The sequence below is a fragment of the Sphingomonas adhaesiva genome (assembly GCF_036946305.1).
GTDB classification, from domain to species: Bacteria; Pseudomonadota; Alphaproteobacteria; order Sphingomonadales; family Sphingomonadaceae; genus Sphingomonas; species Sphingomonas adhaesiva_B.
The window spans coordinates 190,688-202,320 of record NZ_JAQIJJ010000005.1 but is presented as its reverse complement, the minus strand read 5'-3'; the positions used below and the strand labels follow the sequence as shown (position 1 = coordinate 202,320).

The following is an 11,633-nucleotide window of genomic DNA, read 5'->3' as shown; positions in this document are numbered from 1 at the left end:
CTCAATGATCCTCGTGGCCGGCGTCGCCCTTGCCGAGTTCGGCCTTGAGCGTGAAGCTGTTGACGGTGGCGATCTGCTCGCGACCGGTCAGGCCGGTGCGCACGATCATGCTGTCGCCCGCGGTGTCGCCGATCGTGACCGGTGCGGCGCGGAACCCCGTGGCGGTGCGGACGAAGACGACGCGGCGGCCCTCGATCGACTGGACCGCCGTCAGCGGCACGCGGATCGTGCCGGCGGCATCGCCCCCGGCGAGGCGGATCGAGGCGGTCACCGCCTCGCCGATGCGCCATTGCCCGGCGCGATTGTCGAGCGTGGCGATGGCGGGGACCAGCCGTGTCTGCGCATCGAGCGCGGGCGAGACGAAGGTGACGCGCGCTCCCCCCTGTCGGCCGGGCGCGCGGACGGTGACCGCGGCGCCCGGCGGCACGCGCCCCGCGTCGGCGGGTTGCAGGTTCAGCGCGACGGACACGCTGCCCAGTGCGGCGATGCGGTACAGTTCGGCGTCGGGGGGCGACGCTCTGCCCCAGCAATGCGGTGCGCGCGATGACGCGGCCGGAGATGGGCGCGGCGATGGCGAGGCGGTTGGAACCGGCCGCGCCGCCGGTGCCCGCGGCGGCGACCTGTCCCTGCGCCTGGCGCAGGGCGATCCGCGCCTCCGCGGCGGCGGTGCGCGCGGCGATCAGGTCCTGCTCCGGGGTGACGCGTTGCGCGAACAGACGTTGTTCGCGCGCCAGCGTGGATTGCGCGAGCGACAGGCGCGCGCGGGCGGCGGCGACTTCGCCGTTCAATTGCGCGGCCTCGCGGCTTTCGATCACCGCCAGCGTCTGGCCGCGCGTCACCGCCTCTCCCAGGTTGCGGGTGAGCGCGACGATGCGCCCGCCGCTGCTGGCGGCGACCACCTGCGTCGCGGCGGGATCGCCCTCGACGATCGCGGGCAGGTCGATCGTCGCGGCGCCGCCGATCGTGGGGCGGTCCAGCTTGATGCCGGCGGCGGCGATCTGTTCGGCGGAAAGGGTGACGGCGCTTTCGTCGTGATGGTCACCGGCCTCCTCTTGCGGGGCGGCGTCGCTGGTGGGTTCGGCGCTGCCGCAGGCGGCGAGCAGGAGCAGCGCGAGGGCGGTGGTGGCGCGGAGCGTCATGGATCAGTTCCCCTGAAGGGCGGGCGCGGGAGCGGTCAGGCGCTCCAGCCGGGCGCGGGCGAGCCGATAGGCGGCGAGCGCGTCGATCGCGGCGAGGCGGGTGTCGGCGAGGGTGCGTTCGGCGTCGAGCAGTTCGAGCTGCGCGAACTTGCCCTCGCGATAGCCGATGCGCGCGATCCGTGCGGCCTCCTGCGCGGCGGCGAGCGCGGGGCCGCTGGCGGTGCGGGCGGTGACGGCGGCATTGTCCGCCTCCGCCTGTGCGTCGGCGATCGCCTGTTCGACGTCGAGGCGGGTGGCGCGGCGCTGCGCCTCGACGCGGGTGCGCTCCGCGGTGGCCTGTGCCACCGCGCGGCGGCCGGTGTCGAAGACCGGGATCGGCAGCGACAGGCTGATGACCGCGGCGGTGTCGCCGGTCTGCGACAGCCGGCGCAGCGCCGGGCTGATGGCGAGATCGGGGACGCGCTGCGACCGCGCGAGGCGGACGCCGGCATCGGCCACGGCGAGGTCGGCGTCGGCGGCGGCGAGCGCGAGCGTGCCCTCGACGGCGGCCGGAAGCGGCGGCCCGGCGGTGGCGGGGGGGACGGTGTCGAGCCACCTCGGGTCGAGCACGGTGGCGTCGCGGCCGATGCGCCGCGACAGGTTCTGTGCCGCGGTCTGCGCGAGGCGGCGGCTCCGCTCGACCTGCGCCTCGGCATCGAGGCGCACGACCTCGGCACGTTGCTGTTCCAGCGGGCTGGCGCGCCCGGCCTGCACCCGTGCCTGTGCCGCGCGTGCGGCGTCGCCGGCGATGCGCGCCTGATCGCCTGCGATGGCGGCGCGGCGCGTGGCGGCGGCTGCCTCGACGAAGAGCGCGGTCACCTGCTGACGGATATCGGCGTCCGCGATCGCGCGGTGCAGCCGCGTGCGCGCCAGCGCGGCATCGGCGGCGGCGACGCGCGCGCCGCGCTTGCCGCCCAGCTCGATCGGGATCGAGACTCCGACGGTGGTTTCCGCGCTGCGCAGCCCGGCATAGGCGCCGCTGCCGGCGATATTCTCGACCTGCGCCTGGAATTGCGGATTGGGACGCAGCGCGGCGACATCGCGCGCGGCCTGTGCCGCGGCGAGTGCGGCGGTGGCGGCATCGGCGGCGGGCGCAGCGCCGCCCGCCGCGACGACCGCCTGGTCGAGCGTGAGCGGCGCCCCTGACGCTGCACTATCCTGTGCAGGCGCCGGCGCCGCGAGGGCGCACGACGCGGCGGCCGTAACGGCCGCGACGAAGCATTTCATGGTGATGGTTCTCCCGACGATGGACGTCGGGGCGCGACGATGCGCCCCGGCGGATCGTCAGGCTTGCGGCGGGCGCTCCGCCACCGCGGCGCGGGTGCCGGACAGCGTGGCGACGGGGGGCGGCAGGCGCTTTGCGGCGGCCTTCATGTGCGCGAGGGCGGCGACAGGGCGCGCCGGCTCGCCGGTATCGTGTCCGTGACAGCTGGCATGGTGGTGCAGGACGCCCGAGTCGCCATCGGCGGGCACTTCGTCGCCATCGCCGTCGCTATGGACGGTGAAGGCGACACCCCCCAGCGCCCCGCCTGCTGCCTCGGCGGCATGGGCGGCGCCCGACAGCCCCGTCAGGAGCAGCATCAGGCAGGCCAGGAAGGGCAGCAGCGTGCGCATCGCGCGCGGGACGTATCACGCGTCGGGCGATGCGTCGACCGGCGCGTTGGAAAGGTTCACGCGAAGACGCAACGGTGGCCCGTATGCCGCAGCGTTCTGCACCGACGTGGACGGAAGCGCCATCGCCGCGACGCGCAACCTCTTCGCGGCTTCGCGTCTTCGCGTGAACCTTTATCCTCCTGCGTCATCCCCGCGGCGGCGGGAATGACAGAAGAACAGGAGGAAAGCGCCGACGGTCGATCCGTCCTACGCCGCCACCTCCTTGGCGCCACGCTCCAGCAGCGGGGCGAGGTAGCGGCCGGTGAAGCTGCGCGGTTCCGCCGCCACCGTCTCCGGCGTGCCCTCGGCGACGATCTCGCCGCCCTTGACGCCGCCTTCCGGCCCCAGATCGATGATCCAGTCGGCGGTCTTGATGACGTCCAGATTGTGCTCGATCACCACCACCGTATTGCCCTGCTCGACCAGCGCATGGAGCACCTCCAGCAGCTTGCGCACATCCTCGAAATGCAGGCCGGTGGTGGGTTCGTCGAGGATATACAGCGTGTTGCCCGTCGCGCGGCGCGACAGTTCCTTGGCCAGCTTCACCCGCTGCGCCTCGCCGCCCGACAGCGTCGTCGCCTGCTGCCCGACCTTGACATAGCCCAGTCCCACCTCGACCAGCATCGCCATCTTGTCGCGGATCGGCGGCACGTTGGCGAAAAAGGCGGCGGCATCCTCGACGGTCATGTCGAGCACGTCGGCGATGCTGTGGCCCTTGAACTTCACCTCCAGCGTCTCGCGATTGTAGCGCGCGCCGTGGCAGACGTCGCAGGTGACATAGACGTCGGGCAGGAAGTGCATCTCGATCTTCAGCACGCCATCGCCCTGGCATGCCTCGCACCGCCCGCCCTTGACGTTGAAGCTGAAGCGGCCGGGCTTGTAGCCGCGCGCCTGCGATTCCGGCAGCCCCGCGAACCAATCGCGGATCTGCGTGAACGCGCCGGTATAGGTCGCCGGGTTCGACCGCGGCGTGCGCCCGATCGGCGACTGGTCGATGTCGATGACCTTGTCGAGATGCTGTAGCCCGGTGATCTTGTCGTGCTTGCCCGCCAGGATGCGCGCGCCGTTCAGCTGGCGCGCGGCGGCGGCATAGAGCGTGTCGATCGTGAAGCTCGACTTGCCCGACCCCGACACGCCGGTGATGCAGGTGAAGGTGCCGAGCGGGATCGATGACGTGACCCCGGTCAGATTGTTGGCGGTGGCGTTGTGCACCGTCAGCTTCTTGCCCGATCCCTTGCGCCGCTTCGCCGGCAGCGGCACCTCGCGCGTGCCGTTCAGATAGTCGGCGGTGACCGAGGTCTTGCTCTTCAGCAGTTGCTTGACGGTGCCCTGCGCCACCACCTTGCCGCCGTGGACGCCCGCGCCCGGCCCCATGTCGATGACGTAATCGGCCATGCGGATCGCATCCTCGTCATGCTCGACGACGATCACGGTATTGCCGAGGTCGCGCAGCCGCCGCAGCGTGGCCAGCAGCATGTCGTTGTCGCGCTGGTGCAGGCCGATCGACGGCTCGTCCAGCACGTAGAGCACGCCCGACAGTCCGCTGCCTATCTGCGACGCCAGACGGATGCGCTGGCTCTCGCCGCCCGACAATGTGCCGCTGGTGCGGTCGAGGTTGAGGTAATCCAGCCCGACATTGTTGAGGAAGCCGAGCCGCTCGACGATCTCCTTCAGGATGCGCTCCGCGATCGCGCGCTGCTGGTCGCCCAGCTTCTCCGGCAGCGCGGTGAAGAAGGCGAGCGCGTCGACCACGCTCATCCGCGTCGCATGGCTGATATCCTCGCCCGCGACCTTCACCGCCAGCGCCTCCGGCTTCAGACGCGCGCCGTGGCACACCTCGCACGCCTGCGAGGACTGGTATTTGGACAGCTCCTCCTTCATCCACGCGCTCTCGGTCTGGAGCAGGCGGCGGTTGAGGTTGCCGATGACGCCCTCGAACGGCTTCTTCACGTCATACGACTTCTTGCCGTCGACGAAGGTCAGCGTGACGGGCTTGCCCCCGGTGCCGTGGAGGATGACGAGCTTCACCTCGCCGGGCAGCTCGCCCCAGGCGGTGTCGAGCGAGAAGCCGAATTCGCGCGCGAGGCTGGCCATCACCTGCATGTAATAGGGCGAGGGCGGGTTGCTCTTCGCCCAGGGCACGACCGCGCCCTTCTTGATGCTGAGGTCGTGGTTGGGGACGACGAGGTCTTCGTCGAAGATCATCTTCTCGCCCAGCCCGTCGCATGCCGGGCAGGCGCCCTGCGGCGCGTTGAACGAGAACAATCGCGGCTCGATCTCCGCGATGGTGAAGCCGCTGACCGGGCAGGCGAACTTCTCGGAAAAGACGATGCGTCCCGGCGGGGCGTGATCGCCCAGCACGACGCTCTCGGGCGTGCGCGGCTCGACCGGATCGGCGGGGTCGACATAGGCGAGGCCGTCCGCCAGCTTCAGCGCGGTCTCGAAACTGTCGGCCAGCCGGGTGCCGACATCCTCGCGCACCACCAGGCGGTCGACCACCACCTCGATGTCGTGCTTGTACTTCTTGTCGAGCGCAGGCGCCTCGTCGATCTCGTGGATCTGGCCGTCGATGCGGACGCGGGTGAAGCCCGCCTTCTGCCACTCCGCCATCTCCTTGCGATACTCGCCCTTGCGCCCGCGCACGACGGGGGCGAGCAGGTAGAGCCGCGTCCCCTCGGGCAGCGCCATCACGCGGTCGACCATCTGGCTGACCGTCTGCGCCGCGATCGGCAGGCCGGTGGCGGGCGAATAGGGGATGCCGACACGCGCCCACAGCAGGCGCATGTAATCGTAGATCTCGGTGACGGTGGCGACGGTCGAGCGCGGGTTGCGCGACGTCGTCTTCTGCTCGATCGAGATCGCGGGGGAAAGACCCTCGATATGGTCGACGTCGGGCTTCTGCATCAGCTCCAGGAACTGGCGCGCATAGGCCGACAGCGACTCGACGTAGCGGCGCTGCCCCTCGGCATAGATGGTGTCGAAGGCGAGGCTGGACTTGCCGCTGCCCGACAGGCCGGTGATGACGGTCAGCGTGTCGCGCGGGATGTCGACGCTGACGTCCTTGAGATTGTGCTCGCGCGCGCCGCGGACCGAGATCGTGGTGAGAGCCATGCGGGGGTATGTTCCATATCTGTTCGCCCGCGTCCAGCGCGGCTTGTGCGCCGCGATGTGGGGCGGGTATGCCGCGCGGGCAAGGCAGGCGAGGGGGCGGGCCGATGTTGATGATGGGGATGTTGCTGGCGGCGGCTGCGGCGCCGTTGCGGCTGGAGCCGAGCGGCAAGTGGATCGTGGATTATGGGAGCAATGGCTGCCTTCTGGCGCGTGCCTATGGCAAGGGCGCTGACGATGTCACGCTGGCTTGGCGAGTACTGCCGGCCAGCGATCGTGCGGATCTGCTCGTCAACCGACGCATGTCGAAGGATGTCAGGCGTCGAAGCACGGTGACGATTTCGCTTCCACCCAATCCGCCGCAGACGGTGTCGTTCGACGCCTTCTCCTACGGCGACGAAGATAAGCGCCGTTATCGGATAAGCGTGGACACCGCGATATTCGCAGCCGTTGTACCCGACGCCGTCCTGACCATTGAGCCTTTGCATGAGCCGGCGTTGCAGTTTCCCGTCGGTGGACTGGCCAAGGCGTGGTCGGCGGTGATGGAATGTAACACCACCTTGCTGAAGCGGTGGGGGCTCGACCCGGCAGAGTTGGCGCGCGTCGTGACGCCGGCGAGGGCGGTCGGCAGTTTGGCCGACTGGATCACTTTTGACGATTATCCGGCCGAGGCGAGAAAGCGGGGAGAATTCGGGGAAACCGCGATCCTGTGGACGATCGGGATCGATGGGCAGATCGAAACCTGCCGGACCGTGAATTCGAGCGGTTCGGACGCGCTCGACAATGCCGCGTGTGACGCGATCAGGCGGCGAGGACGCTATACGGCTGCGCGCGATGCGGCAGGCAAACCGATCCGATCGGTACAGACGCGGCGAGTCGACTGGAGCCTTCCCGGCGCCTGGATAGAGGACAAGGAATATCGCGCGTACCGCGCGAGGATGGCTCGGGAATGGCAGGAGAAGCAGCGCGCGCAACGCGACGCCGTCCAACCCTGAGTTGCACTCCCCCTCCAGTGTCTTATATCCCTGCCACACCGGCGTGAGGATGATATGGGCAAGAAGGCGAAGAAGGGCAGGCTGCCGAAGGAAGTGCTGGGGGTGAAGCTGCCCAAGGAGCTGCGCAAGGCGGGCGACCAGCTGATCGAGCATGCCGCCTCGCCGCAAGGGCGGCAGGCGATCGCCGGGGCGCTGACGATGGCCGCTGCCGCGGCCACCGCGGCGATGGCGCGCGGGCGGGACAACGGGCGGGACAGGGCGTCCGATGCCGGCGAGCCGGCGCAGGGCACGACGCGCGCGCCCGATCCGCAGGCGGTCGCCGATGTCGTCGGCAAGGCGGCCGAGGCGGTGCTGGGCAAGCTGTTCGGCAAGCCCGCGTGATGGCCACGTCACCCCGGGCTTGACCCGGGGCCCCGCTTCTTTCCGACGGCTGCGATAAAGCGCGACCCCGGGTCAGGTCCGGGGTGACGAAGACGCAATGCCATTGACCTCGCCCTCCATAAGTTCTGTTATGGTTACGACAAACGGAATGAGGAGAGATGCGATGGCGTATGAGCAGATCATCTACGAGGTGGCCGATGGCGTCGCCACGATCACGATGAACCGGCCGGAGAAGCTCAACGCCTTCACCGGCACGATGATGGCGGAGATGATCGCCGCGTTCGACGAGGTGGATGCCGACGACGATGTGCGCTGCGTGATCGTGACCGGTGCGGGGCGCGCCTTCTGTGCGGGTGCGGACCTGTCGGGTGGCAGCAAGACGTTCGACTATGAGAATCGCAGCGAGGATTCGCCGGTCGGGCCGAACGGCGAGCTGCGCTATTCCAGCCAGAGCGCGCGCGACGGGGGCGGGCGGCTGACGCTGCGCATCTTCGAATGCCTGAAGCCGGTGATCGCGGCGATCAACGGGCCGGCGGTGGGGATCGGCTCGACGATGACGCTGCCGATGGACATCCGGCTGGCGAGCGACGGCGCGCGCATGGGCTTCGTCTTCGCGCGGCGCGGGATCGTGCCGGAGGCGGCGTCGAGCTATTTCCTGCCGCGCGTGGTCGGGATCAGCCAGGCGCTGGAATGGTGCTATTCGGGCCGCGTGTTCGATGCGGCGGAGGCGCAGGCGGGCGGGCTGGTCAAGGAGGTCGTGCCCGGCGACCAGCTGCTGGCGCGGGCGCGGGAACTGGCGCGCGAGATCGCGGACAATACCGCGCCGGTGTCGGTCGCGCTGACGCGGCAGATGATGTGGCGCGGGCTGGGCTATACCCACCCGATGGACGCGCACAAGGTGGACAGCCGCGCGATCCTGTCGCGCGGGCGCTCGGGCGATGCGAAGGAGGGGGTGACCTCGTTTCTGGAAAAGCGCCAGCCGAGCTATCCGGATCGGGTGAGCAGCCACATGCCCGACTTCGTGCCGTGGTGGGAGGAGCAGGCGTATTCCTGATTTTCTTGGGGTTCACGCGGAGGCGCGGAGAATTGCGTATGCTGGCGCGCAGCGCCTTCATCTCGAACCGGGATGGAGCGGTGCGCCGTCCCCGCGCGCATCCTCTCTGCGCCTCCGCGCCTCTGCGTGAACATCATCGGTTCGCCCAAGGTGACCGGGTTGTGGTTCGCGCGAAGACGCGGAGACGCAAAGAGGTTGCGCAAAGAGGCGGCGTCTTGCCCGCCATCTGCCTGTCATCCCCGCGCAGGCGGGAATCCAGACACGCTGCCGTGGCGGATCGGGCCGCACCACCTGCGTGTATGGATTCCCGCCTGCGCGGGAATGACGGGGGGCAAGGGCGCTGGCGCGTCCGACGTGCAACTTCCTCGCATCTTCATGTCTTCGCGTGAACCTACAGTCGCGTCGGACGCGTTGATTCCACGATGATCGAGGACGACAAGCGACGGGCCGCGCAAGCCGCGGTGGCGGAGGTGCGGGACGGGATGCTCGTCGGGCTGGGCACCGGCTCCACCGTCGCGTTCGCGATCGACGCGCTGGTCCGCGCACGGCCGCGGATCGAGACGGTCGCGACCAGCGAGGACAGTGCGCGCAAGGCGCGGGCGGGTGGGCTGGTGGTGCGCGACTTCGCCGATGTTGCGCACGTCGACCTGACGATCGACGGCGCGGACGAGATCGATCCGCAGTTCCGCGCGATCAAGGGCGCGGGCGGGGCGATGCTGCGCGAGAAGATCGTCGCCGCCGCCTCCGCGCGGATGATCGTGATCGCGGACGCCTCGAAACGCGTCGCCACGCTAGGCGCGGCGAAGCTGCCGGTCGAGGTGCTGCCGTTCGCGCGGGCGTTCGTCGCGGCGCGGCTGACGGCGCTGGGCGCGCGGGTGGAGCCACGCAACGGATTGAGCGACAACGGCAATATCATCCTCGACGCGCATTTCGGCGTGATGGCCGATCCCGCTGCGCTGGCGCGTGCGATCGAGGAGATTCCCGGCGCGCTGGGGCACGGGCTGTTTCTCACCGAGGTGGACGCGGCCTATATCGCGGAAAACGGCGTCGTTACGCGGCTGGAACGCGGGGCTGCGAGCGGTTAAGGGGGCCGGGACTCGGCAACCGGCAAGGCGCCGGTGCGTTCGTTGGCCATTCCCGACAAGAGGTTGTTCATGACCGATACCGCCACCCCGCCCGCGGGCGTTCATGAGGACGGCAGCGCGCAGCGGCTCCAGATCGATACCATCCGCACGCTGTCGATGGACGCGGTGCAGAAGGCGAATTCGGGCCATCCCGGCACGCCGATGGCGCTGGCGCCGGTCGGCTGGACGGTGTGGACGCAGTTCCTGCGCTACGATCCCGCGCATGCCGACTGGCCCAATCGCGACCGTTTCGTGTTGTCGGTCGGCCATGCCTCGATGCTGCTCTACAGCCTGCTGCACCTGGCGGGCGTCGAGGAGATCGATCGCGACGGCAAGAAGTCCGGCAACCCGGCGGTCAGCCTGGAGGATATCCGCCAATTCCGCCAGCTCGGCTCCAAGACGCCGGGGCATCCGGAATATCGCCACACCACCGGCGTGGAGACGACCACCGGGCCGCTGGGGGCGGGCTGCGGCAATTCGGTCGGCATGGCCATCGCGGAGCGCTGGCTGGCGGCGCGCTACAACAAGCCGGGCTTCACGCTGTTCGACCATGACGTCTATACGCTGTGCGGCGACGGCGACATGATGGAGGGCGTTTCCGCCGAGGCGGCGAGCCTCGCCGGGCACCTGAAGCTCAGCAACCTGTGCTGGATCTACGACGCCAACCAGATTTCGATCGAGGGCGCGACCGACCTGGCGTTCGACGAGGATGTGGGCAAGCGCTTCCAGGCCTATGGCTGGAACGTCATCCATGTCGACGACGCCAACGACGTCGAGGCGTTGAAGCGCGCGTTGCAGGCGTTCCGCGACGAGAACGAGCGCCCGACCTTCATCGTCGTCCATTCGGTGATCGGCTGGGGTAGCCCGCGCGCCGGCAGCGAGAAGGCGCATGGCGAGCCGCTGGGCGCGGAGAATGTCGCCAAGACCAAGGAGGCCTATGGCTGGCCGGTCGACAAGGACTTCTACGTGCCCGAGGGCGTCAAGGAGGCGTTCACCGCCGCCGTCGCCGATCGCGGCGCCACGGCGCGCGATGCATGGGTCGCGACGTTCGACCGCTACCGCAGCGAGCATGCCGATCTGGCCGCCGAGCTGGACCTGATGCTGAAGGACGAGCTGCCCGCGGACTGGGACAGCGAGATCCCGACGTTCGACGCGGACGAGAAGGGCGTGGCCAGCCGCGACGCGGGCGGCAAGGTGCTGAACGCGATCGTCAAGAAGGTGCCGTGGCTGCTCGGCGGTTCCGCCGACCTCGCGCCGTCGACCAAGACCGACATCAAGGGCGCGGCCTCGTTCGAGGCGGGCAATTACGGCGGCAGCAACTTCCACTTCGGCGTGCGCGAACATGCGATGGGCGCGGTGGTCAACGGCATGGCGCTGTCGCACCTGCGCAGCTACGGCTCCACCTTCCTCGTCTTCCTCGACTATATGCGCGCGCCGGTGCGGCTGTCGGCGATCATGGAGATCGGCGCGGTCTGGGTGTTCACGCACGATTCGATCGGCGTGGGCGAGGACGGGCCGACGCACCAGCCGATCGAGCATCTGGCCACGATGCGCGCGATTCCCGGGCTCGACACGATCCGCCCGTGCGACGCCAACGAGGTGGCCGAGGCATGGCGCGCGGTGATGCGCGATCCGTCGCGCCCCGCCGCCTTGGTGCTGTCGCGCCAGGCGCTGCCGACGCTGGATCGCAGCAAATATGCGCCCGCCTCGGGACTGGAGAAGGGCGGCTATGTGCTGGCCGGTGGTGAGGGGACGCCCGACGTCATCCTGATCGCGACCGGCTCCGAAGTGTCGCTGGCGGTGCAGGCCTATGAGCAGCTGACCGCGGACGGCGTGACGGCGCGTGTCGTGTCGATGCCGAGCTGGTATCGCTACGAATTGCAGGACGCCGCCTACAAGGAAAGCGTGCTGCCCAAGGCGGTGCGCGCGCGGGTTGCGATCGAGATGGCGGGTGAGATCGGCTGGGACCGCTATGTCGGGACCGATGGCGCCACGATCACCATGTCGACCTTCGGTGCCTCCGCCCCGATCGCCAAGTTGCAGGACAAGTACGGCTTCACGGTCGATCACGTCGTGAAGGTGGCGAAAGAGGTGATGAAGGGCTGACCCGTCATGCCGGACTTGTTCCGGCATCCACGGT

General features: G+C 69.4%; 8 protein-coding genes and 1 pseudogene. 5 read left to right on the top strand and 4 right to left on the bottom strand.

Annotation, left to right across the window (positions count from 1 at the left end):
* Position 1 precedes the first annotated feature (1 nt).
* The 4 genes and pseudogenes from PGN14_RS10025 to uvrA all read right to left on the bottom strand — a co-directional run bounded on the left by PGN14_RS10025 (position 2) and on the right by uvrA (position 5,942).
* A pseudogene (locus tag PGN14_RS10025) lies at positions 2-1,139 on the bottom strand (efflux RND transporter periplasmic adaptor subunit).
* Positions 1,140-1,142: 3 nt separating this feature from the next.
* Positions 1,143-2,405, bottom strand: coding sequence for a TolC family protein (locus PGN14_RS10020; protein ID WP_335299374.1), 1,263 nt, complete (start codon positions 2,403-2,405; stop codon positions 1,143-1,145).
* Between the two features lie 57 nt (positions 2,406-2,462).
* Positions 2,463-2,792 carry a hypothetical protein gene (locus tag PGN14_RS10015; protein ID WP_335299373.1) on the bottom strand — a complete coding sequence of 110 codons (330 nt, stop codon included), beginning with the start codon at positions 2,790-2,792 and terminating at the stop codon, positions 2,463-2,465.
* Positions 2,793-3,038: 246 nt separating this feature from the next.
* A complete protein-coding gene (gene uvrA / locus PGN14_RS10010) occupies positions 3,039-5,942 on the bottom strand; it encodes an excinuclease ABC subunit UvrA (protein WP_335299372.1) in 2,904 nt (967 codons plus the stop codon).
* Positions 5,943-6,046: 104 nt separating this feature from the next.
* Between uvrA and PGN14_RS10005 the strand changes: the two genes are divergently transcribed.
* From PGN14_RS10005 to tkt, 5 genes are all read left to right on the top strand, one after another.
* Positions 6,047-6,934 carry an energy transducer TonB gene (locus PGN14_RS10005; RefSeq protein ID WP_335299371.1) on the top strand — a complete coding sequence of 296 codons (888 nt, stop codon included), beginning with the start codon at positions 6,047-6,049 and terminating at the stop codon, positions 6,932-6,934.
* Between the two features lie 54 nt (positions 6,935-6,988).
* Positions 6,989-7,315, top strand: coding sequence for a hypothetical protein (locus tag PGN14_RS10000; protein WP_335299370.1), 327 nt, complete (start codon positions 6,989-6,991; stop codon positions 7,313-7,315).
* 163 nt (positions 7,316-7,478) lie between these two features.
* Positions 7,479-8,369, top strand: a complete 891-nt coding sequence (locus PGN14_RS09995) for a crotonase/enoyl-CoA hydratase family protein (protein ID WP_335299369.1) — start codon at positions 7,479-7,481, stop codon at positions 8,367-8,369.
* A 422-nt stretch (positions 8,370-8,791) separates the two neighbouring features.
* Positions 8,792-9,454 carry a ribose-5-phosphate isomerase RpiA gene (gene rpiA / locus PGN14_RS09990; RefSeq protein ID WP_335299368.1) on the top strand — a complete coding sequence of 221 codons (663 nt, stop codon included), beginning with the start codon at positions 8,792-8,794 and terminating at the stop codon, positions 9,452-9,454.
* Between the two features lie 69 nt (positions 9,455-9,523).
* Positions 9,524-11,599, top strand: a complete 2,076-nt coding sequence (tkt, locus tag PGN14_RS09985; RefSeq protein ID WP_335299367.1) for a transketolase — start codon at positions 9,524-9,526, stop codon at positions 11,597-11,599.
* The last annotated feature ends 34 nt before the right edge of the window (positions 11,600-11,633 follow it).

Excerpts from the sequence above, each read along its gene's own strand:
- tkt (WP_335299367.1), top strand. The coding sequence starts at position 9,524 with ATGACCGATACCGCCACCCCGCCCGCGGGCGTTCATGAGGACGGCAGC.
- PGN14_RS10020 (WP_335299374.1), bottom strand. The coding sequence starts at position 2,405 with ATGAAATGCTTCGTCGCGGCCGTTACGGCCGCCGCGTCGTGCGCCCTC.
- rpiA (WP_335299368.1), top strand. The coding sequence starts at position 8,792 with ATGATCGAGGACGACAAGCGACGGGCCGCGCAAGCCGCGGTGGCGGAG.
- uvrA (WP_335299372.1), bottom strand. The coding sequence starts at position 5,942 with ATGGCTCTCACCACGATCTCGGTCCGCGGCGCGCGCGAGCACAATCTC.
- PGN14_RS10005 (WP_335299371.1), top strand. The coding sequence starts at position 6,047 with ATGTTGATGATGGGGATGTTGCTGGCGGCGGCTGCGGCGCCGTTGCGG.
- PGN14_RS10000 (WP_335299370.1), top strand. The coding sequence starts at position 6,989 with ATGGGCAAGAAGGCGAAGAAGGGCAGGCTGCCGAAGGAAGTGCTGGGG.
- PGN14_RS09995 (WP_335299369.1), top strand. The coding sequence starts at position 7,479 with ATGGCGTATGAGCAGATCATCTACGAGGTGGCCGATGGCGTCGCCACG.
- PGN14_RS10015 (WP_335299373.1), bottom strand. The coding sequence starts at position 2,792 with ATGCGCACGCTGCTGCCCTTCCTGGCCTGCCTGATGCTGCTCCTGACG.